Genomic DNA, 22,675 nt, shown 5'->3' on the forward strand with positions numbered 1-22,675 from the left:
GATTACGCATTTTCTCCGAGTGCTTGTTTTTGCTTTGTTGCTGCATTTACTTGTTCATCAGCATGGTAACTACTACGTACTAGTGGACCTGCTTCACAATGCTTGAATCCTTTAGACATCGCAATCTTACGAAGCTTACCAAATTCTAATGGTGAATAGTATTTCTTCACTGGTAAATGTTTTTTCGTCGGTTGTAGGTATTGACCGATTGTCATGATATCTACGTTATTTGCGCGTAAATCATCCATTACTTCAATAATTTCTTCTTCCGTTTCACCAAGTCCTATCATCAACGATGATTTTGTTGGAATATCTGGTTGCATTTCTTTTGCGAGACGTAGAAATTCTAGAGAACGATCATATGTTGCACGCGCACGAACTCTTGGTGACAAACGACGTACTGTCTCGATATTATGATTCAAAATATCTGGTTTAGCATCCATTAAAATTTGTAAGTTTTCTTTTACCCCACCCATATCTGAAGGTAAAACTTCAATTGATGTAAATGGATTTTTGCGGCGAATTGCACGGACAGTTTCTGCAAGTACACTTGCTCCCCCATCTTTTAAATCATCACGTGCTACAACTGTAATAACGACATGCTTTAAATTCATAAGTTGTACTGAATCCGCTACTCGTTCAGGTTCTGCTAGATCAAGTTCGTTAGGAAGACCTGTTTTGACTGCACAAAAGCGACACGCACGTGTACATACATCACCTAGAATCATAAAAGTGGCTGTACGACGTTCACCCCAGCATTCGTGAATGTTCGGACACTTTGCTTCCTCACAAACCGTATGTAAATTCTTTTCTCGCATTAGTTTTTTTAGGCCTTTATATTCTTCACTCGTGTTTAGTTTTATTTTAAGCCAATCCGGTTTTCTAATATACTCTTCTTTTTTTGTTGGTTTACATGATGTCACAATCAGTCCGCTCCCATCAATTAAGCAAATTATTAATTCTATTACTGATGTCAATTTAACATATTCAAGGTTTTCTCACAACCTTGGATTCCTCTTACATAAAATATCTACTGATTGTTCCCAGCTGGTGGTGGTGAATTCGTTGATGATGAGGGCGGTCCTGTTGGTAATGGAACTTCAATCGCCGGTTGCGTTGATGAATCACCTTTTGAATAAATATAAGGGACATTTCCTTTTAGAAAACTGATGGCTACAGGAATTTTTTGTTCAATCGTTGTTGATTTACTTGCAAAAGGAACGATTACTTGTACGTTAACTGTAGTTCGCACACTAACCTGTACATAGGCATTATTAATACCGAATTCTACAATCTCTTTTTCTGCATTAACTTGTACATTCCCAATAACATGAAAGCGAATTGGGATTTTGGGGCCTAAATTCCCGAGCAATGGCATACCTGTCGATAATCCTATAGGTACATAAAATACAATTCCTCCATCTTGTTCCATGGCATCAGAATCATACTCTATCTCTTCATATTTTGGTAAATGGTTCAAATTCCCCTTTTCTGCTTCTTCTAAATGTGATTGTACTAAAGTCTGCGTTTCAGACATAATACGGTTAATTACTTCCGCATTCAATTTAGTATCTACCATTCCTTGATTATCTCCACCATTTTCGATCACTTCATTACTTTCTAAAACATTAGTTGTTCTTGAATTTATTGCTTTACTAATGACATATGAAGCGATTTTATTTGTCTCAACTTCAGCATATTCCATAAGTGTAGGCATCAGTTGGACATTGATGTAATAAAACAATAATACAATACATCCCACTATACTAATTAACACTACTGGTAAAAGCCGAGAGCGTTTCCGAGCAAACAGATGTTTTCTTTTTTTCATTAGTCGCAAAAAGATACCTCCTAACCATTAATATGATTAGGAGGCAGCCATTATTCGACTTGCTCTAGATATTCAACTTCGACTTTTTCAACTGAAATATCCAATTGTTCAGCAAGTAAGACTTCATATGTAGCTTTTAGCATTTCTCCATTTTCTTCAAAAATCCGAACCCACGGGAGTTCTGCATGTTCCTTATTTTGCTTACAAACAATCCCTCTACGTCCATCTGATAGTAGCAGGCATGTACCATTCGGATAATACGCTATGCAGCGTCTAAATGCATTTACAACCTTCTCATCGTATAAGGTACCACTACCCTCATTAATAATGTCCATACCTCGTGATGGGAGCATCTTTTTTCGATATACACGATTTGAAGTCACCGCATCAAATACATCTGCCACAGCGATAATCTTCGCATATGGATGAATTTCAAAATCAAGTAACCCTCTTGGATAGCCACTACCATCTAATCGCTCATGATGTTGAAAAGCACAATGTGCTGATAATAGTGAAATTGTATGTAAGTTCCGCAGTAAATCAAAGCCATATTTCGTATGCAATTTCATTAATTCATATTCTTCATTCGTAAATCGACCTGGTTTTTTTAGAGTTTCTTGCGGAATCATTATTTTTCCTACATCATGCAATATGGCACCAATTCCTATTTGTCGGATTTCTGTAGCATTGTAATGCATCTCTTTTGCAATCGCAATGGAATAAACTGCAACTTGTAGTGAATGCGTATAGATATAATTATCATAAAGAAAGGCATCACTTAATACAGTCAAAATCTCTTTGTTATTCATAATATTGTCAAACAAATCATCAATTATTGCAGAAAAGTGCTTTGTTTGTTGATCCAAACAATATGTGACATCCTTTCCCTTTAGATTTTTTAACTTGTTAAAAGATGATGTAATTTGATCTATTGCGTGTTGACGTAAAACTCTAGGTATAGCTTCTTTAATTTCAATATTTGCGGAAATTTTATCATCAATATATACATATTGAATATTTAACTGTTGTAATCGCTGGATAATATGATCCGATACTTTTACACCCTTTTGCAACAATGGTCTCTCAGCTTCATTCCAAATGGTTCTACCTATAACCATGCCCGTTTGTAAAACTTTTGTTGATATCAACCGCATGTCTTTTTCCCCAATCATCTAAAGAATCAAAATGCCTATATAAATGTATTATTCTTTACTTTTGTTATAAATTTGTCCATATGAACTCAGAATATCACGTAAAAATTGTGGTAACAAGTACGTTTTTGACAAATTTTTAAATTGGGGGAAGAAATATCCGAACGTGAACATATCTAATGTTACTAACTTGTAAACCTTAGATTTATTTCCTTTTTTGCCATTTACCATTAGTTCTCCTTCTAAATTAATGGAGCAACCATAGGTCAAAATTTTACCAAGTACTACACCTCTAAATCCTAATCCTTTCAATTCAGTTCTAGGCCAATCCAAAGATTGTTGTGCAATTTCTAATACTTCCTTTAGCTCTTGACCTGTCAATGAAATCACACAGGCATTAATTGGATGTGGTAAGCATTGATGCACATCAAATGCTGTGACCGTTCCCTTGGGTAAATCTCTCATAAAAATCCCAGCATTAAACAGTGCACAATCCGCTTTTGAAAATTGTAATAAACCTTTGGCAAAGAATCGGGATAATGTAGAATGATGATACCATTCTTTATTTAAATAATAATCTGCCTCAAAAACCGGATGATCTAATAGCGCTTTTCCTTTTTCTATAAGTGCACGATCAAATTGTTCTTCATCTCTAACAATTGGCAATTCAGAAGTTCTATAAAGTTCAGTTTGTTTATCAACAACGCTCTTATTATTCACATCAAAATGAATTTCGGTATGCCCAACGAAAAAGCCAAATTTCCCTCCACCTGTTAACAAGGTGTTTCCCACTAATTTACCTTCATGTAGCACATGATGCGTATGAGAGCCAAAAATCACGTCAATTTCAGGGCAAAGCACAGCTAACTGTTCATCCATATGAATCCCTAAATGGGACATACATAAAAGAATATCGACAAATGGATGAATTTCAGTTGCGATTTCTTGTAATACAGGTAGTGGATCCTCTATTGTCCAACCTAATGGCTCATAATATGTTCGAAATTCTGCGGTAGCAGCAATAACTCCAATTTTCGTTCCTTGTACTGTTTTATAAATTCGAAATGGTTTCGCCCAATCAGGAATTTTGTTTTCAGTTTTCAAATTTCCTACAATGACATCAAATTTGGCATCATTATACAACTCATTTAAATCTGCTTTTGATAATGTAATCCCTTCGTTATTACCAATAGTGACTGCATCATATAACCCATCATTTAACAATTGAATATTCCCTTTACCCACTGTTGCTTCTGTATAAATATGTGAACGGTCTATAAAATCGCCAATATCGAAAATATAACAACTATCACCTGCTTCTTCATGCCACTTTTTACGTTCGGTCAATAATTTCTGTATTCTTGGCCAATAAGCGAAATGACTATGAAGATCATTTGTATGATATAAATGAATTGTTTCTAACATGAAAACACCTCTCTAGGCTCAGAATAATCCCTCATATATGGAGCGTATTCCGAGTAGCAATAATATAATTCGTAATATAAATACTAACGTATTTGATTTAAGTTTCTTATTCAATGCAGATCCTAATTTTGCACCAATATAAGCTCCTGGTATAACCGGAATTGTATATAACCAAGGTACATGACCAAGATAAATATGGCTCGCTGAATTTACGATCGACGATAAAAACAACATGTACATTGATGTTGCGATAGCCACATGAGGCGGAAATAAAAATAAAATGATCATTGCTGGTACAATCATCGATCCTCCACCAATCCCAAATAAACCAGAGGCACAACCAATTACAAAATTTAATAATAAAGCGAACCAAATTGGGTAGCCATATACATAACTTTTACCATCCTTTGGATCAATAAAAGTTTGTTTCTTACCATGTTTTACAAACCACTGCAATGGTTTAATATGATCACGAATAAGTAATATGATTGCTAAAATAATAAGTAATATACCAAAGTATAAGTTAAAAGATGGCAAATCTATTCCTTTACTAATATAAGCACCTAAAATTGTACCTGGTGCACTTCCTATAAAGAAGATAAATCCACTCTTATAATCGACCGTTTTCGATTTCATATACGATAGTGTAGAAGCTAAACCTGTTGCAATCATCATGACTACTGATAATCCTACAACTTTTTGCGGAGTTAAGTCAGGTATCATACCAAGAGTTAGTCCAATAAACAAAGTTGCAGGGACTAAAATAACTCCTCCGCCTAGTCCAATAAGTGCACCAATTAATCCTGAGCATACACCGATTATAGCTAATAAAATATATTCCATCGTTATTCTGCTCCTTCAAAAAAGTCTAATTGTTTTGGAGATAAGTTGTGGTATTCAATACCAAGCATTTTCTGTAATGTCTTTGCATTCCCTGCTGCATGATAACCAGAGTTATTATTAAATAAAACGTAGACTTCTTTTGCAGCATTTTGTAATCCTTCGACTGTTTCTTTCAAGCCTGCTAGCTCTTCTCTTGAATAATCATATAGAAAGCGAACCTTTCTCCATTGCTCGTTATTACCTGGATTACGCCAGCCATATACATTTCGCCCATGTATACGCAATAATACCTTTTCACCAGTTGAAATTGGCACAAGAGGTACAGACCCTTCTCCTGCTTGTGGTTCATCACAAACCGTATGGAAAAGCTCTTGCTGTTTCAAAAAATTTAGTGTTCCATCCATAAATTGTTCACTATACCAAGTGCGATTGCGAAATTCGATTGCGATAGGAAATTCAGCAAGCTGTTGCTTAATATATCGGATATATTGAACGTTTTTTTGTTGACAATCAAACCAAGGTGGAAATTGAACAAGAACCAGTGCTAATTTACCCGCCTTCTTAAATATATGTATTGATTCTTTAAAAGTATCGAACATTTCTTGCATATTACCGTAAGGATTTTCATCACGCAAATGCCCGGTCATTCCTTGATAAGCTTTAACCACAAACTGAAAGTGCTTTGGCGTTTCCGTAATCCATTTTTGCACATTGGCTATAGATGGTATGGAATAGAAAGACGTATCTAATTCAACAACTGGAAAATAGCTACTATAATCAAACAATTTATCTCTTGACGTAGAAGTTTGACTATATAAACTCGGATGATCTCCCCATCCTGTTAAGCCGATATGTATCATTTCTCTTCCCCCTATTCTCTATTTGCTAAGTATATCCATCATATCATAGCTACTAGTAGGAACTATATTAATTGTATCAAGGAATTATTTAGTACGTAAAAAAGAGATATAACTGCAAATAATACATTGCTGTTTATATCTCCTTCATCTTATGGATTAATGATTGTACCAAAACCGATTAAATAGCCATCTAAATCACGAATTGCAAATTCTCTTAACCTTTCTCCTTCAACCACACTTTCTTTTGGATAATAGGCAAAAAGAGCCCCATGTAACTTTGCTTCCTTAAATAAACTATCTAATCTCTCTGCATTTTCCACATAACTAAAAACATTCCACAAATTCCGATTCGGCTTTACATCTTCAATTTTTTCCGCTTGCACTAACTTTATGGCTAATCCACAATCTTCACGAAAAAGAATGCCATCATGATCTTCACAACTTAATACAGTATGATAGAAGAGTCTTGATAATTCAATATCTGAAACAAGTAGTACACTAACGGATGACATTAAATGCATAGGAAACACTACACCTCATTATATATAATTCGCATCATAGTTCTGAATTATCAGAACACTATAACTAGTTTAGATTACCATGATTCTGCTATTTTTTGTACGTTTATTATTTAATTTTTTAAAAAAACTCGGAAATCATTCTTCACGATTTCCGAGTTTTAGAGAAATGTGGTTCTAAGGTGGTTAACCGATAGAGCCTTCCATTTCAAATTTGATCAATCTGTTCATTTCTACCGCATATTCCATTGGAAGTTCTTTTGTGAATGGTTCGATGAAGCCCATTACGATCATTTCTGTTGCTTCTTGTTCAGAAACACCACGGCTCATCAAGTAGAATAATTGTTCTTCAGACACTTTAGAAACTTTTGCTTCGTGTTCAAGAGAAATTTGATCATTCATCACTTCATTGTATGGAATTGTATCAGAAGTAGATTGGTTATCCATGATTAACGTATCACATTCAATATTTGCACGTGCATTAATTGCTTTTTTACCAAATTTCACTTGACCGCGGTATGTTACGTTACCACCGTGTTTTGAAATTGATTTAGACACGATTGTTGAAGATGTGTTTGGAGCTAAGTGAATCATTTTTGCTCCTGTATCTTGGTTTTGACCTCGGCCAGCAATAGCGATTGTTAAAGTCATACCACGTGCGCCTTCGCCTTTTAAGATACATGCAGGGTATTTCATTGTAAGTTTAGAACCAATATTACCATCAATCCATTCCATTGTAGCACGTTCTTCACATGTAGCACGTTTTGTAACTAAGTTATAAACGTTATTAGCCCAGTTTTGGATTGTTGTGTAACGGCAAGAAGCATCTTTTTTGATGATGATTTCTACAACAGCACTGTGTAGTGAGCTTGTTGTATAAACTGGTGCAGTACATCCTTCAACGTAATGTACACTTGCGCCTTCATCAACAATGATCAATGTACGTTCAAATTGACCCATGTTTTCTGAGTTAATACGGAAGTAAGCTTGAAGTGGAGTTTCAAGTTTCACACCTTTTGGAACATAGATAAATGAACCACCAGACCATACAGCTGAGTTTAATGCTGCAAATTTGTTGTCTTGTGGAGGAATCGATTTACCAAAGTATTCTTTGAATAAATCTTCATTTTCACGAAGAGCAGAATCAGTATCTTTAAACACAACACCTTGTGCTTCAAGTTCTTCTTTCATGTTATGGTAAACAACTTCTGATTCGTATTGCGCTGAAACACCAGCAAGGTATTTTTGTTCTGCTTCAGGAATACCTAGTTTATCGAATGTTGCTTTGATTTCTTCTGGTACTTCATCCCAAGATTTTTGAGTTGCTTCAGATGGTTTTACATAGTAAGTAATTTCATCGAAGTTAAGTGCAGTTAAATCGCCACCCCATTGTGGCATTGGTTTTGAATAGAAAATGTCCAATGATTTTAGACGGAAATCTAACATCCATTGTGGCTCATTTTTCATTTTAGAAATTTCTTTAACGATTTCAGGAGTTAGCCCACGTTCTGTACGGAAAATGGATACGTCTTTATCATGGAAGCCGTACTCGTAATCGCCAATTTCAGGCATTTTTTTAGCCATTTTTTCTCCTCCGTTCTAGAGTGTTTAATCTATTATAAGTTCGATTCTTTAATACCTTTTTCCATTGCTTTCCAAGAAAGTGTTGCACATTTAATACGTGCAGGGAATTGAGAAACACCTGAAAGTGCCTCTACATCTCCAAGGTCTAGTGAATCATCATGTTCGCGACCCAGCATCATTTCTGAGAAGACATGTGCTAATTCAACAGCTTCTTTTGTTGTTTTACCTTTAATCTCTTGTGTCATCATAGAAGCAGATGACATGGAGATTGAGCAGCCTTCACCTTCAAATTTTGCATCTACTACAACACCGTCTACTACCTGTAATGACAAGTGTATGCGATCCCCACACGTAGGGTTATTCATATCGATTGAAACATTAGAATCATCAATAACACCTTTGTTACGTGGTTTTTTATAATGATCCATAATGACAGAACGATATAGTTGATCTAGTTTATTCATTGACATTAGCAAAATACTCCTTCGCAGTGCGCAACCCTTCAACAAGTCGATCAATATCAGCTTCAGTATTATATACGTAGAAGCTAGCACGAGCTGTCGCTGTACATTCAAGCCATTTCATCAATGGCTGAGCACAGTGGTGTCCTGCACGAACAGCAATACCTTCCATATCTAGTATTGTTGCAACATCATGAGGATGAACGCCATCTATATTAAATGTCACAAGTCCAGAACGTTTCGTTGGATCGTGTGGACCATAGATAGATACTCCATCTATTGCGCTTAATTTCTCAATCGCGTAACGAGATAAATTATGCTCATGTTCGATGATATTGTCCATACCAATTTCTTCTAAGAAATCAATAGCTGCACCTAAACCAATTGCTCCAGCAATATTAGGTGTGCCACCTTCAAATTTATAAGGAAGGTCAGCCCATGTTGATTCATATAAGCCGACAATACTAATCATTTCACCACCAAAATCAAGTGGTTCCATGTTTTCTAGGTGCTCTTTTTTACCATATAATACACCAATACCAGTTGGTCCACACATTTTATGTCCAGAGAAAGCTAAGAAGTCACAATCTAAATCTTGAACATCTGTTTTAAAATGTGGTACACCTTGCGCTCCATCAACTACTATAACTGCACCATGTGCATGTGCAACAGCAGCAATTTCTTTAATTGGATTCACAGTTCCTAGAACGTTAGAAGCAAATGCAATTGAAACAATTTTTGTTTGATCTGTAATTGCTTCTTTTACTTTGTCCATCGATAATGTGCCATCTGGATTCATATCAATATATTTAAGTGTTGCATTTTTTTCCTTCGCTAATTGTTGCCACGGAATTAAGTTAGAGTGATGTTCCATGTAAGTGATGACGATTTCGTCGCCTTCGCCTACATTTGCACGACCGAAACTTGCAGCAACCATATTTAAACTATCAGTAGTACCTCTAGTAAAAATAATTTCTTCCGTTGACTTAGCATTAATAAATTTACGAACTTTTTCACGTGCTCCTTCATAAGAATCTGTTGCACGGTTTCCTAATGTATGCACACCTCGGTGAACATTAGAGTTTTCATTTTCATAGTAATGTTTAATAGCTTCTATAACTTGTATTGGCTTTTGCGTTGTAGCGGCACTATCAAGATACACTAGTGGATGACCATTTATTTCTTGATCTAAAATTGGGAAATAGCTTCTAATATCTGTTTTTATCATTAGCGAACTTTCCTTTCAATGACCTCCGTCAGTTGTTTTCTAACACCTTCGATAGGTAATTTAGTAACAACTGGTGCAAGGAATCCATGGATTACTAAACGTTCTGCTTCTGCTTTAGAAATACCGCGACTCATTAAATAATACAATTGAACTGAATCAACGCGTCCTACAGAAGCAGCATGTCCTGCTGTTACATCATCTTCATCAATTAATAGAATTGGGTTGGCATCACCACGAGCATCTTTGCTTAACATAAGAACACGTGATTCTTGTACAGCATCAGCTTTTGTAGCACCGTGTTCAATTTTACCAATACCATTGAAAATAGCACGAGAGGAATCTTTCATAACAGCATGAGTTAGAATATACCCATTTGAAGCTTTACCCCAGTGTCTAACTTCAGTTGTGAAGTTTTGACTTTGTTCTCCACGACCTACTACCACAGATTTTGCATCTGCATAAGAGCCATCGCCTTTTAAGTATGTGATATTTTCTGAAATTGTATCGCTATCATTCATCAAACCAAGAGCCCACTCAACTTTTGCATCACGGTGTAAAATACCACGACGATTTACATAAGTAGTGAAACCTTTTGCAAGAACATCAACAGCTCCAAATGTGACTTGAGCATTATCATTAACGATTACTTCTGCAATAATATTAGCTTGTCCTTTTGCTTCTTCAACAGTAGAAAGATAGTTTTCTACGTATGTGACTGAACTGTTTGTATCTGCAACAACTAATACGTGGTTGTATAATGAAGCATCTGCATTGTCATGTAAGAAGACAGCTTGAATTGGTTCTTCTACAATAACGTTTTTAGGAATGTATACAAACACACCGCCATTTACTAATGCTGCATGTAAAGCTGTTAGTTTATGTTGGTCTATTTTTACGCCTTCAGTCATAAAATATTTCTGAACTAGTTCGCTATGTTCACGTGCTGCAGTTAAAATATCAGTCATGATGACACCTTGTGAAGCTAATTCTTCAGAAAGTTGTAAAAAAGCTGGGGTGTTGTTGTGTTGAATATAAACATTTTGTTGACCTTCAGTATTGACAATCGCTTTTACTTCTTCTGGAAGTTCTTCTAGAGAAGCGAATGTTGTACTTTCAACTGAGTGTGTAGGAAATTCTGTGAAATTCCATTTATCAACATTTGTTTTATCTGGTTTTACCATTGGTAGCGTTTCTACGTCCGCTAATGCACGTTCACGAAGCTCAGTCAACCAGCTAGGTTCATTGTTAGCTTCAGAGAAAGAGCGTACATCCTGAGCGGTTACTGATAATTTTGTTTCAACCGTCATGTTTGCTCGTCCTCCTTATTATGCTTCTTGTCCTGTTGTTTCTTCGTCTTCGATACCTAATTCTTTTTTAATCCAATCGTAGCCTTCAGCTTCAAGTTTTTCTGCCAATTCGGCACCACCAGAACGAACGACTTTACCTTGCATCATAATATGAATATGATCAGGAGTGATGTAGTTTAGTAAACGTTGGTAGTGAGTGATCATTAGGCAACCAAAGCCTTCACCACGCATAGCATTGATCCCTTTTGATACGACTTTAAGTGCATCGATATCAAGACCAGAGTCAATTTCATCTAAGATCGCAAATTTAGGTTTTAACATCATTAATTGAAGTATTTCGTTACGTTTCTTTTCACCACCAGAAAATCCTTCGTTTAAGTAACGTTGACCCATTTCTTCTGGCATTTCCAAGAAATCCATTTTTTGATCTAATTCACGGATGAATTTCATAAGAGAAACCTCGTTACCTTCTCCGCGACGAGCATTAATAGCTGAACGTAAGAAATCTGCATTTGTAACACCAGTAATTTCTGATGGATACTGCATTGCTAGGAATAATCCAGCTTTAGCACGTTCATCTACTTCCATTTCAAGTACATCTTCACCATCTAAAGTGATAGAACCTGAAGTAACTTCATATTTTGGGTGACCCATGATAGCTGAAGCTAAAGTAGATTTACCAGTACCATTTGGTCCCATGATTGCATGAATTTCGTTTGTATTGAGTGATAAGTTAACACCCTTTAAAATCTCTTTTCCGTCGATAGCGACGTGAAGATCTTTAATGACTAATGTTGACATTCTATTACCTCCATTTAATTTCAATGAAATGAATGCTTACCCATTTCTAATTTAATATCATTCTAATTTTAGCTCAAAAAAAAGTCCTTTGCAAATCATTTGAAAATGTTTCTCAATTTAATCTTAGAATGTTGGTATATATCTATTCTGAAACCTATTAGACTCGCTATTTCCAATGTTAATTGAAAATGGATTGATTTTCAATAAAAGGCTCGTAATTGAGAATGGATTTCACTACGGCTGACGTAATAACTAAATTTCTTTGTAAATTAACATATCTTTATTATCAATACGATGTAATATTCTTATTTAGTCTTTAGACAAAGGGATCGCTAAGAATCAAAATTATACATAGTGTTTCATATTTCATCGTTTAGAACCTAGATATTAATAGATTTCTTCAAAAAGCGAAAAAGCTTTTTGAAAGATTTCGTTTATAAATGGGGTTAGGTGGAACCGTTCTCACCTGAGGACAGCAAGAAAGCCTTCTTACTCACTTCGTTCGAGGGCACTGAAAAATGATTTTACCCGTAATTTTTATAGTACACATCCGCTAAACATGAAGTGGAATCAGCTCCGCTTTCCGCGGGCGAACCGACGAGCCTCCTCGCTACGCTGCGGGGTCTCTCTGGCTCGCTTTCCCGCAGGAGTCTTCGCTGATTCCACTTCAACAAAAATTGCATCACAAGGAGTCTCGCGGTTTTTACCCACTTCTTTTCAAAAATCAACAATCCTATTTTATAGCGCCTTGCAAAAGAAAAAGCTATCTCCATTCTATTTAAAATATCCTTATTAAAGGATGAATTTTAAACAGGAGATAGCTTTTCTTCCTATATAATACTATTGTGCTATTGCTTGTGTAAGAAGATAAGCGTTCACGCTTTCTGCTACATTTCTACCTTCGTTAATAGCCCATACAATTAAACTTTGACCACGTCTCGCGTCACCTGCTGCAAAAACACCTTCTACATTTGTTGAATATGTTTTTCCATTGGCTTTAATTTTATTATTTGTGATTTGAACTCCAAATTGTTCAGCAACTCCATGCTCTGTACCTTCAAAACCAATTGCGACAAAGACATAATCTGCTGGCCAAACTTTTTCAGTGCCAGGTAGTTCATTAAAGTATACATAGCCTTCATCGCTAATGATTTTTTCCATTTGAATTGTGTGCAATTCTTTCACTTTTCCATAGCTATCTGCAACGATTTTCTTTGTTTGAATACAATATTCACGCGGATCACGGCCATATTTTGCATCAGCTTCTGCATAAGCATAATCCAATTTATAAACATTTGGGTTTGTTGGCCAAGGATTATCAGTTGCACGATTTTCAGGCAGTTGTGGATGCTTCCCAAATTGGAAGACCGTTTTACAATTTTGTCGAATAGCCGTTGCCACGCAGTCAGCACCTGTATCACCGCCACCAATGACAATGACATTCTTGCCTTTCATATCCAAGAATTGACCATCTTCAAAATTAGAATCTAGTAAACTTTTAGTTGTAGAAGTTAAATAATCCATTGCAAGAACAACACCTTTTGACTCACTCCCTTCCATACGAAGGTGGCGTTGTTTTGTAGCTCCTGTGCAAAGAATGACTGCATCAAATTGTGCTTTCAATTCATCCGCTGTTACGTCTTTACCGATTTCTGTATTTAAGACAAAGTGAATACCTTCATCTGATAGTAATTGTACACGTCTTGCTACAACTTCTTTTTCTAATTTCATATTCGGAATCCCGTAAGTGAGTAAACCACCAGCGCGGTCTGATCTTTCGTAGACTGTTACGGAATGTCCTTGCTGATTAAGTTGGTCTGCTGCTGCTAAACCTGCAGGACCAGAACCAACCACAGCTACTTTTTTTCCTGTTCGGTGTGCTGGAATACGAGGTGTAACCCAGCCATTTTCAAATCCTTTATCAATAATTGCACGCTCAATACTTTTAATTGCAACTGCAGGATCAGAAATAGCTAAAGTACAGGAGCCTTCACACGGTGCAGGACAAACTCTTCCTGTAAATTCCGGGAAGTTATTTGTTAAAAGAAGACGATCAAGAGCTTCTTTCCATTTCCCATGGTAGACTAAATCATTCCATTCAGGAATTACATTATGAATCGGGCAACCCGCAGCAGAACCACGAATCTCCATTCCCATATGGCAAAACGGTGTACCACAATCCATACAACGAGCACCTTGGATTTGAAGAGCTTCATCTGTCAAACGCGAAGCATATTCTTTCCAATTTTTTATACGCTCTAGTGGTGGCTGTTCCTTCCCTTTTTCTCGACTATATTCCATAAATCCAGTAGGTTTCCCCATCTAGAACCCCTCCTTTACTTATTGGAAAGCACTAAATCCTTTTTAGGAGAATTTGCTAAAAATGCTTTCATCGTTGCTTGGTCTTCTGATAATCCTTGTGCTTCAAATTCATTAATACGGTCTAACATTTTTTTATAATCTGTAGGAACTACTTTAATAAAGCGGCCTACATATTGTGACCAGCTATTTAAAATTTGTTTCGCTTTTGTACTTTCTGTGTAGTGAACATGTTGTTCTAGGATTTGGTGAACAATTGCCTCATCCTCTTTAGAATGAACACCTTCGAAACCAATCATTTCTGGGTTACATTTTGCTTTAAATTCTTGAATATTTTCTGGTAATACATAAGCAATACCGCCTGACATACCAGCTCCAAAGTTTTTACCTACATCACCTAAGATAACAACACGGCCACCTGTCATATATTCACAGCCATGATCTCCGATACCTTCAACTACTACATTTGCACCACTATTACGAACTGCAAAACGTTCTCCAGCACGCCCATTAATGTAAGCTTCACCACTTGTTGCACCATATAAGCACACATTCCCAGCAATAACATTCGTTTCTGCTTTTCCACGTAATGGTGAGCTAACAACGACTTTACCGCCCGATAAACCTTTTCCGAAGTAATCATTTGCATCTCCGTCAACATGCATTAACATTCCTCTTGGGATAAATGCTCCAAAGCTTTGACCGGCAGAACCCGTAAAGTTAAGTGTAATGGTATCGTCGGCAAGTCCTCTAGCTCCATAACGTTTCGAAATTTCACTTCCAACAATTGTACCAACAACGCGGTCAGTATTTTTGATTGGATAGTGTAGTGAAATTGGCTTTTCCTCAACAATTGCTTCTTCTGCTTTGCCAAGGAGCTCACGTAAATCAAGTGACTGATCAAGTTTGTGATTTTGTTCAGCTTGTTTTGTTCTTGGCCCTTCAACTTGATGTAAAATCGCTGTTAAATCCAATTGACCAGCTTTCCAATGTTTTTTCGCACGATTACTTACTTCTAATACATCCGTTCGTCCAACCATTTCTTCGAATGTTCTAAAGCCAAGTAGCGCCATATATTCACGTACTTCTTCTGCTACAAACATCATGAAGTTTACAACATGATCAGCTGTACCTATGAATTTTTTTCGAAGTTCAGGGTTTTGTGTAGCAATACCAACTGGACAAGTATCTAAATGGCAAGCTCTCATCATAACACAGCCAAGTACGATTAACGGAGCAGTTGCAAAGCCGAATTCTTCTGCACCAAATAGCGCTGCCATGACAACGTCTTTCCCTGTCATTAATTTACCATCCGTTTCAAGTGTTACACGATCACGAAGCCCATTTAGCATCAATGTTTGATGAGCTTCAGATAATCCTAATTCCCAAGGAAGACCTGTGTGCTTAATACTTGTTTTTGGAGAAGCACCAGTACCACCGTCATAACCACTAATCACAATGACATCAGCTGCACCTTTCGCTACACCAGCTGCAATTGTACCTACTCCTGATTTCGAAACAAGTTTAACGCTGATTCTTGCATCTCGATTGGCATTTTTTAAATCATGAATTAATTCAGCCATGTCTTCAATTGAGTAAATATCATGATGTGGTGGTGGTGAAATTAGACCAACACCCGTTGTTGAACCACGAACATCAGCAACCCAAGGATAAACCTTGTTACCTGGGAGTTGACCACCTTCACCCGGTTTTGCTCCTTGTGCCATTTTAATTTGTAACTCATCTGCATTGACTAAATAGTGGCTATTCACACCAAATCGACCAGAAGCAATTTGCTTAATTGAACTTCTGCGATTATCGCCATTTTCGTCAATTACATAGCGACTTGGATGTTCTCCACCTTCACCACTATTACTTTTACCACCAATTCTATTCATCGCAATTGCTAGTGTTTCATGTGCTTCCTGACTGATTGAGCCAAAAGACATAGCACCAGTTTTAAAGCGATTGACGATAGATTCTACTGATTCTACTTCTTCTAAAGGAATCGTATGTTCAGACTTTTTAAAGGTTAATAGATTTCTTAAGAAACCAATTTGTTCTTCATTTGCCATTTCAGCGTATTGATGATACAAACCAAAGTCTCCATTACGTGTTGCTTGTTGCAATGTGTGGATTGTTTTTGGATTGAACGCATGATGTTCACCTTTGCTACGCCACTGGAAGCTACTACCTGCTGGTAATACACGATCAATCGATATAACAGCTTCGTCATGCTTTTTCAAAGCTTCTTTTGCAATCGTTAGTAAGTCGATACCGCCTAGTTTAGATTCAGTTCCTGTAAAGTACTTTTCAATAACTTCTTTACTAATACCAACTGCTTCGAAGATTTGAGCTCCACGATAACTTTGGACTGTTGAAATCCCCATTTTGGACATTACTTTTACAACGCCCTCTGATGTTGCCTTTACATAACGTTTGACAGCTTCTTCATAGCTATAGTTGATATGTCCATCTTCAATTGCTTTCGCCAATGTGGCAAATGCTAAATATGGATAAATCGCATCAACGCCAAAACCAATTAATGCCGCAAAGTGATGTACTTCTCTTGTTTCTCCAGTTTCAACAATGATACTCGCCTTAGTACGTTGACCCGTTTGAACAAGATGTTGATGAACGCTACTCGCCGCAAGTAAAATTGGAATCATTGGCGTATTAACACTTAAAGCTTTATCTGATAAAACTAGCAATTGAACCCCTTTTGCAATTGCTTCATCCACTTCTTTCGCGATTCTAGCTAAATCTTTTTCCAAATCTTCTGACATCACGAGGTCTATAACTGCCATACCGAATTGATTCTGTGTTTTTAGCTTTTGGAATTGACTATTCGTCAACACAGGTGTTTCCAAAAAGATTCGATGACAATTTTCTTCGCTTGGATGTAGTAAGTCCCCTTCTGCCCCAAGAAAAGTCATCGTTGAAGTCACAATATGCTCACGAATCGAATCAATTGGTGGATTCGTTACCTGTGCAAATAATTGTTTGAAGTAATTAAATAACGATTGTGGCTGATCAGATAAGACTGCAAGTGGCGCATCATTCCCCATTGAGCCAAGCGGGTCTTTTCCTCCTGCCACCATTGGTACAATATATTTTTGTACATCCTCATGTGTATAACCGAACACCTTTTGTCTGAATAGTAAGTTATCTACAGCTTCTGGTTGTTCTTCTGAAGGCTCAACTACAACTAGGTTTTCTTCTAACCACCCAGCATAAGGTTTTGCCTGTGCCATTTCAGATTTTAATTCATCATCTGAAATAATCCGTCCTTGTTCTAAATCAACAAGCAACATTTTCCCCGGACTTAGTCGTTCTTTGTAAACAATATTCTCTTCCTCTATATCAACTACACCAACTTCTGAAGAGAAGATAATGTAATCATCCTTTGTGACATAATAGCGTGCAGGTCGTAAACCATTACGATCTAATATCGCACCAATTTGTTTGCCATCTGTGAAGCAAATAGCTGTTGGCCCATCCCAAGGTTCCATTAAACAGCTTTGGTATTGATAAAACGCCTTTTTCTCATCCGAAATATGTGGATTCTCTGTCCATGGCTCTGGAATCATCATCATTGCTGTTTGTGCAGGTGTACGACCCGCTAATACGAAAAATTCAAACGCATTATCTAACATTGATGAATCACTACCATTTTGGTCTACAATTGGCAACACTTTATCTAGGTCTTCCCCAAAGGCCTCAGAGATAAATTGTTGCTCACGTGCTTTCATCCAGTTAATATTACCTCGTAATGTATTAATCTCACCATTATGAATAATATAACGATTCGGATGTGCACGTTCCCAAGATGGAAATGTATTTGTACTGTAACGTGAGTGTACCATCGAAAAAGCAGAAGTGAATCGCTCATCTTGTAAATCTAGATAAAACTCAACCACTTCTTCTGGTGCCAATAACCCCTTAAACACCATTGTTCGACTTGACATGCTTGCACAGTAAAAGTCTTTGTCATTATTTTTTGCCCATAATTCTGTTTGTTTACGAATCAGATACAGTTTTCTTTCAAAAGCAAGAGAATCATTTGTATTCACAGCCTTGATAAACACTTGACGAACAACTGGTGCAGTTTCCTTCGCAATGTCGCTTAAAGGCTCAGGATTAGTCGGTACAGTACGCCAGCCAAGTAATTCTTGACCTTCTGCTGCGATGAAATCGTTTAGTTTATTTTCAATTTTCTGTTGTACTTGATCATCTCTGTCGAAAAATAACATCCCTACTCCATATTGCCCTACAGCAGGTAATGTCCAATTTATGCAAACGTCACGGAAAAAAGCATCTGGAATTTGGACCATTAATCCTGATCCATCTCCAGTTTTACCATCACTTCCGCGACCAGCTCTATGATCTAATCTACATAACATTTCCAAGCCTTTCATCACGATGTCATGTGTTGCTTTACCCTGCAATTGTGCGTAAAGACCGATACCGCATGCATCGTGTTCTAATTGTGGAGAGTATAAACCTTGCGCTGTTGGAATTTGGTGAAATGTCATATGATTCCCTCCTTATTAAATAAAAAATGACTTAAATATATTTTAGATTTCCAAATTGATATTAACAATATATAATTTGGATAGTATTAATCTATAAATTAGATAAGTGGGAGATGACATGACGTGGAATTACGACAACTGCGGTACTTTGTTGCTGTTGCAGAGAGAGAGCATATATCTGATGCTGCGGAAAATTTGCATGTAGCACAATCAGCAATAAGCCGTCAAATTGCCAATTTAGAGGAAGAATTAGGCATTGAATTATTTGAAAGGGTCGGACGGAACGTAAAACTGACACCGATTGGTAAGAATTTCCTTGAATATACAATTGCTGCGTTACAAGCAATTGATTTTGCAAAAAAACAAGTTGATGAATATTTGGATCCTGAAAAAGGAACAATTAAAATCGGGTTTCCAACAAGTCTTGCAAATTTTCTATTACCTACTGTCATTTCAGCATTTAAAAAAGAACACCCTAATGTTTCTTTTCATTTACGACAAGGTTCCTATCGTTATCTCATTAATGCCGTCAAAGAACGTGAATTGAATTTAGCATTCTTAGGCCCTGTTCCTAAAAAAAATGATTACATTAATACGAAAGTTCTTTTTACAGAAAATATCGCGGCACTTGTACCAGCTACTCACCCATTTGCAGACAGAGATGAAATCCAGTTAACTGAGTTGCGTAACGAAGGCTTCGTATTGTTTCCAGAAGGTTTCATTTTAAACAAAGTTGCGGTAGAAGCTTGTAAATCTGTTGGCTTTACACCAAAAATCAGCTCAGAAGGAGAAGATATGGATGCTCTAAAAGGTTTAGTAGCAGCGGGTATAGGGGTTAGTCTTTTACCAGAAAGTGCATTCTATGATGCCACACCACGTCGTACATCAAAGTTAACATTAATCGAACCGCCGTTAACACGTAACGTGGGTATTATTTATCCGATTAATCGCGAACTATCCCCTTCTGAACAAATTTTCTTGGATTTTGTTAGTAGTTTCTTTTCTAGATTAACTCAATTTAAATAAATCCGATTCGGGGCATTCACCTCCACTTTATTCACAGAAAAAGACGTTAGAGCAAATTTCCGCTCTAACGTCTTTTGTTTATAATTATCAATTATTTTGATACTGGAACGACTGAACCTTTCCATTCTTTGTTGATGAAATCTTGAATTTCTTTAGAGTGTAGTACATCAACTAATTTTTTCACAGCTTTGTTATCTTTGTTTTCTTTTTTAACTGCAACGACATTTACATAAGGAGAATTGCTATCTTCAAGAGCAATTGCATCTTTTGTTGGTGTTAGGCCTGCATCAATCGCGAAGTTAGAGTTGATAACAACTGCATCTCCTTCTTTGTGTTCATACATTTGTACTAACATTTCTGGTGTAGTTTTTGCATCGATTTTTAAGTGTTTAGGATTTTTGTCGATATCTTTAACTTCAGCAGCTGCTTTATCCACACCTTTTTTCAATGTGATTAAGCCTTTCGCTTCTAACAATGTAAGAATACGTCCTTGGTCTGATACAGAGTTACTAATTAGGATTGTTGCTCCATCTGGAAGTTTATCTAGAGATTTATATTTTTTAGAGTAGATACCGATTGGTTCGATATGGACTCCACCTGCACTAACGAAGTCATAGCCATTGTCTTTAATTTGTTGTTCTAGATATGGTTTATGTTGGAAAAAGTTTGCATCTAAACGGTCCGCTTCAAGGTCTTTGTTTGGTAATATATAATCTTGGTATTTTTCGATTTCTAAATCGACGCCTTCTTTTTCTAGAATTGGTTTTGCTTTTTCTAAGATTTCTGCGTGCGGTACATTAGAAGCACCTACTACTAATTTTGTTTCTTTTGAATCACCATTTGAAGTTGATTTATCACCAGTTCCGCAAGCTGCTAAGCTAAATGCTAGTGATGCTGTTAGAATTCCTGCTACAAGTTTCTTCATGTCTTTTGCCCCTTTTCTTTTCTTTATGTGAACGTTAAAACGTATACACCAAATTATCGTTTATCGGTTTTCGCTGATATGAAGTCTCCGATAAATTGAATGATAAATACAATAACTAACACTAATACTGTTGCGACAAATGTTACATCGTTACGACTTCGTTGGAAGCCATCCATGAACGCTAAATTCCCTAAACCACCTGCACCAATTACACCCGCCATAGCCGTGTAACCGACTAATGCTACAGCTGTTACGGTAATACCTGAAATTAACGCTGGTAATGACTCTGGAATTAAAACCTTCCAAATGATTGTCCAAGTTTTAGCACCCATAGAACGTGCCGCTTCAATAACACCTTTATCAATTTCGCGTAAAGCAATCAGAACCATTCGAGCATAGAATGGAGCAGCACCGATTATTAATGCTGGCAATGCTGCGTTTGCCCCACGAATAGAACCTAACAAAAATTCTGTAAATGGAATTAAAAGAATAACTAAAATGATAAATGGAATTGATCGGAAAATATTCACAACGGAGCCTGTTAATAAGTTAACAAGTTTATTGGCCCAAAGTTGTGTTGGACTTGTAAGGAATAACAAGATTCCTAGTAATAATCCAATGATAAATGTAAGAGCTGTTGAAACAGTTGTCATATAGATTGTTTCTCTGGTTGCTTCCCACATTAGTTCCCAATCTACATTCGGAAAGAGATCATTAAGCATTCTTGATCACCTCCGTTTTAATACCTTGCTCATCTAAAAATTGCACAGCCTTTGCAACATTTTCATCGCTTCCTTTAATTCGAACAATTAATGTACCGTATGGACCGCTTTTTGTAGGGGAGATATTCCCGTGAACGATATTAATATCTACACCAAACTGTCGAATGAGATGCGAAATGACAGGTTGTTCTGTTTTTGAACCGACAAAGAATAATTTAATTAGTTGATCATTTGGATAATTGTCAATCATCTGAGAAATCGACTCCTTATGACCCGCTGTTTCTGTCACTTGAGAAACGAATTTCTTCGTAACATCTGCTTTAGGAGATTGGAAAACTTCTAAAACATTACCTTGTTCTACTATTTTCCCAGATTCCATCACTGCAACGCGGTGACAAATTTTGCGAATTACATGCATTTCATGGGTAATTAAAACGATTGTTAGTCCAAGTTTTTCATTGATACTAACAAGTAAATCTAAAATGGCATCCGTTGTTTCGGGATCAAGCGCTGAAGTCGCTTCATCACAAAGTAACACTTCTGGGTTATTCGCTAATGCACGAGCAATCCCTACTCGTTGTTTTTGACCGCCTGAAAGTTGTGAAGGATACGCTTTTTCTCGTCCTCTCAAACCAACTAACTCTATTAATTCAAGCACTCGCTTTTCTCTTTCTGCTTTACTAATACCTGCAATTTCTAGTGGAAAAGCGATATTCTCCTCAACCGTTCTCGACCATAATAAGTTGAAGTGTTGGAATATCATACTGATCTTATGACGAGCATTTCTTAAGCTTTTTCCCTTAATCGCTGAAATATTCTGTCCATTTACTGTAACCGTACCTGATGAAGGTTTTTCTAAACCATTTAGTAAACGGATCATAGTACTTTTACCTGCGCCACTATAACCGATAATGCCAAAAATCTCGCCATCATTTATTGATAAATTAACATCATTAACTGCAGTTAGAGATCCATTAGCGGTCTTGTATTTCTTTACTACATTTTCTAGTTGAATCATTGTCAAAACCACCTTCTATATTAAATTCTATGTCAACTTTTTATAGTACAAATATGCTATAACATGAAGTGGAATCAGCTTCGCTTTCCGTGGGCGAACCGGCGAGCCTCCTCGCTTGTGC

At 36.7% G+C, this 22,675-nt stretch carries 18 protein-coding genes; 1 reads left to right on the forward strand and 17 read right to left on the reverse strand.

From position 1 onward, the window contains the following. Positions 1 to 2: 2 nt before the first annotated feature. From lipA to gltB, 14 genes are all read right to left on the reverse strand, one after another. The gene (lipA, locus tag ACIQ4I_RS15470) at positions 3 to 923 is read right to left on the reverse strand and encodes a lipoyl synthase (RefSeq protein WP_403097565.1); all 921 of its coding nucleotides are present in this window, start codon (positions 921 to 923) and stop codon (positions 3 to 5) included. Positions 924 to 1,030: 107 nt separating this feature from the next. Next, the gene (gene yunB, locus ACIQ4I_RS15475) at positions 1,031 to 1,831 is read right to left on the reverse strand and encodes a sporulation protein YunB (RefSeq protein WP_403097993.1); all 801 of its coding nucleotides are present in this window, start codon (positions 1,829 to 1,831) and stop codon (positions 1,031 to 1,033) included. Positions 1,832 to 1,881: 50 nt separating this feature from the next. After that, complete coding sequence (locus ACIQ4I_RS15480) at positions 1,882 to 2,985, reverse strand: cyclic di-GMP phosphodiesterase (RefSeq protein WP_403097568.1); 1,104 nt, start codon at positions 2,983 to 2,985, stop codon at positions 1,882 to 1,884. 48 nt (positions 2,986 to 3,033) lie between these two features. Then, positions 3,034 to 4,407, reverse strand: coding sequence for a bifunctional metallophosphatase/5'-nucleotidase (locus tag ACIQ4I_RS15485; RefSeq protein ID WP_403097570.1), 1,374 nt, complete (start codon positions 4,405 to 4,407; stop codon positions 3,034 to 3,036). A gap of 18 nt (positions 4,408 to 4,425) precedes the next feature. Further along, positions 4,426 to 5,250 (reverse strand): sulfite exporter TauE/SafE family protein, encoded by an 825-nt coding sequence (locus ACIQ4I_RS15490; RefSeq protein WP_403097572.1) that lies wholly within the window; start codon positions 5,248 to 5,250, stop codon positions 4,426 to 4,428. Positions 5,251 to 5,252: 2 nt separating this feature from the next. Then, a complete protein-coding gene (locus ACIQ4I_RS15495; RefSeq protein WP_403097574.1) occupies positions 5,253 to 6,110 on the reverse strand; it encodes a DUF72 domain-containing protein in 858 nt (285 codons plus the stop codon). A gap of 149 nt (positions 6,111 to 6,259) precedes the next feature. After that, a complete protein-coding gene (locus tag ACIQ4I_RS15500; protein ID WP_403097577.1) occupies positions 6,260 to 6,631 on the reverse strand; it encodes a VOC family protein in 372 nt (123 codons plus the stop codon). A 183-nt stretch (positions 6,632 to 6,814) separates the two neighbouring features. After that, positions 6,815 to 8,212: a Fe-S cluster assembly protein SufB gene (gene sufB, locus ACIQ4I_RS15505; RefSeq protein WP_403097580.1), complete on the reverse strand. Its 1,398-nt coding sequence runs from the start codon at positions 8,210 to 8,212 to the stop codon at positions 6,815 to 6,817. A 32-nt stretch (positions 8,213 to 8,244) separates the two neighbouring features. Next, positions 8,245 to 8,682, reverse strand: coding sequence for a Fe-S cluster assembly sulfur transfer protein SufU (gene sufU / locus ACIQ4I_RS15510; protein WP_403097582.1), 438 nt, complete (start codon positions 8,680 to 8,682; stop codon positions 8,245 to 8,247). Further along, complete coding sequence (locus ACIQ4I_RS15515; RefSeq protein WP_403097584.1) at positions 8,669 to 9,901, reverse strand: cysteine desulfurase; 1,233 nt, start codon at positions 9,899 to 9,901, stop codon at positions 8,669 to 8,671. Before ACIQ4I_RS15515 ends, sufU begins: the two co-directional genes overlap by 14 nt. Further along, positions 9,901 to 11,208: a Fe-S cluster assembly protein SufD gene (gene sufD, locus ACIQ4I_RS15520; RefSeq protein ID WP_403097587.1), complete on the reverse strand. Its 1,308-nt coding sequence runs from the start codon at positions 11,206 to 11,208 to the stop codon at positions 9,901 to 9,903. The genes ACIQ4I_RS15515 and sufD overlap by 1 nt, the downstream gene beginning before the upstream one ends. 18 nt (positions 11,209 to 11,226) lie before the next feature. Then, positions 11,227 to 12,009, reverse strand: a complete 783-nt coding sequence (sufC, locus tag ACIQ4I_RS15525; RefSeq protein WP_403097590.1) for a Fe-S cluster assembly ATPase SufC — start codon at positions 12,007 to 12,009, stop codon at positions 11,227 to 11,229. A gap of 840 nt (positions 12,010 to 12,849) precedes the next feature. Then, the gene (locus ACIQ4I_RS15530) at positions 12,850 to 14,331 is read right to left on the reverse strand and encodes a glutamate synthase subunit beta (RefSeq protein ID WP_403097592.1); all 1,482 of its coding nucleotides are present in this window, start codon (positions 14,329 to 14,331) and stop codon (positions 12,850 to 12,852) included. A 14-nt stretch (positions 14,332 to 14,345) separates the two neighbouring features. Further along, on the reverse strand, positions 14,346 to 18,863 hold the full coding sequence (gene gltB / locus ACIQ4I_RS15535; protein ID WP_403097594.1) for a glutamate synthase large subunit: 4,518 nt from the start codon (positions 18,861 to 18,863) through the stop codon (positions 14,346 to 14,348). 123 nt (positions 18,864 to 18,986) lie between these two features. Here gltB and gltC point away from each other — a divergent pair, with 123 nt between their 5' ends. Beyond that, on the forward strand, positions 18,987 to 19,889 hold the full coding sequence (gene gltC, locus ACIQ4I_RS15540) for a glutamate biosynthesis transcriptional regulator GltC (RefSeq protein ID WP_403097597.1): 903 nt from the start codon (positions 18,987 to 18,989) through the stop codon (positions 19,887 to 19,889). Positions 19,890 to 19,980: 91 nt separating this feature from the next. Here gltC and ACIQ4I_RS15545 read toward each other — a convergent pair whose 3' ends face one another. Genes ACIQ4I_RS15545 through ACIQ4I_RS15555 form a run of 3 tightly spaced genes read right to left on the reverse strand, consistent with a single transcriptional unit; the run spans position 19,981 to position 22,554 of the window. Next, complete coding sequence (locus ACIQ4I_RS15545; RefSeq protein ID WP_403097599.1) at positions 19,981 to 20,814, reverse strand: MetQ/NlpA family ABC transporter substrate-binding protein; 834 nt, start codon at positions 20,812 to 20,814, stop codon at positions 19,981 to 19,983. Between the two features lie 53 nt (positions 20,815 to 20,867). Continuing rightward, positions 20,868 to 21,536, reverse strand: a complete 669-nt coding sequence (locus ACIQ4I_RS15550) for a methionine ABC transporter permease (protein ID WP_403097602.1) — start codon at positions 21,534 to 21,536, stop codon at positions 20,868 to 20,870. Beyond that, positions 21,529 to 22,554: a methionine ABC transporter ATP-binding protein gene (locus tag ACIQ4I_RS15555; RefSeq protein WP_403097604.1), complete on the reverse strand. Its 1,026-nt coding sequence runs from the start codon at positions 22,552 to 22,554 to the stop codon at positions 21,529 to 21,531. Before ACIQ4I_RS15555 ends, ACIQ4I_RS15550 begins: the two co-directional genes overlap by 8 nt. Positions 22,555 to 22,675: the final 121 nt, after the last annotated feature.

The sequence above is a fragment of the Rummeliibacillus sp. NPDC094406 genome (assembly GCF_044763875.1).
GTDB lineage: Bacteria > Bacillota > Bacilli > Bacillales_A > Planococcaceae > Rummeliibacillus.

Coding starts and splice junctions, on each gene's coding strand:
- yunB (WP_403097993.1), bottom strand. CDS start 1,831: ATGAAAAAAAGAAAACATCTGTTTGCTCGGAAACGCTCTCGGCTTTTA.
- ACIQ4I_RS15480 (WP_403097568.1), bottom strand. CDS start 2,985: ATGCGGTTGATATCAACAAAAGTTTTACAAACGGGCATGGTTATAGGT.
- ACIQ4I_RS15485 (WP_403097570.1), bottom strand. CDS start 4,407: ATGTTAGAAACAATTCATTTATATCATACAAATGATCTTCATAGTCAT.
- ACIQ4I_RS15490 (WP_403097572.1), bottom strand. CDS start 5,250: ATGGAATATATTTTATTAGCTATAATCGGTGTATGCTCAGGATTAATT.
- ACIQ4I_RS15495 (WP_403097574.1), bottom strand. CDS start 6,110: ATGATACATATCGGCTTAACAGGATGGGGAGATCATCCGAGTTTATAT.
- ACIQ4I_RS15500 (WP_403097577.1), bottom strand. CDS start 6,631: ATGCATTTAATGTCATCCGTTAGTGTACTACTTGTTTCAGATATTGAA.
- sufB (WP_403097580.1), bottom strand. CDS start 8,212: ATGGCTAAAAAAATGCCTGAAATTGGCGATTACGAGTACGGCTTCCAT.
- sufU (WP_403097582.1), bottom strand. CDS start 8,682: ATGTCAATGAATAAACTAGATCAACTATATCGTTCTGTCATTATGGAT.
- ACIQ4I_RS15515 (WP_403097584.1), bottom strand. CDS start 9,901: ATGATAAAAACAGATATTAGAAGCTATTTCCCAATTTTAGATCAAGAA.
- sufD (WP_403097587.1), bottom strand. CDS start 11,208: ATGACGGTTGAAACAAAATTATCAGTAACCGCTCAGGATGTACGCTCT.
- sufC (WP_403097590.1), bottom strand. CDS start 12,009: ATGTCAACATTAGTCATTAAAGATCTTCACGTCGCTATCGACGGAAAA.
- ACIQ4I_RS15530 (WP_403097592.1), bottom strand. CDS start 14,331: ATGGGGAAACCTACTGGATTTATGGAATATAGTCGAGAAAAAGGGAAG.
- gltB (WP_403097594.1), bottom strand. CDS start 18,863: ATGACATTTCACCAAATTCCAACAGCGCAAGGTTTATACTCTCCACAA.
- ACIQ4I_RS15545 (WP_403097599.1), bottom strand. CDS start 20,814: ATGAAGAAACTTGTAGCAGGAATTCTAACAGCATCACTAGCATTTAGC.
- ACIQ4I_RS15550 (WP_403097602.1), bottom strand. CDS start 21,536: ATGCTTAATGATCTCTTTCCGAATGTAGATTGGGAACTAATGTGGGAA.
- ACIQ4I_RS15555 (WP_403097604.1), bottom strand. CDS start 22,554: ATGATTCAACTAGAAAATGTAGTAAAGAAATACAAGACCGCTAATGGA.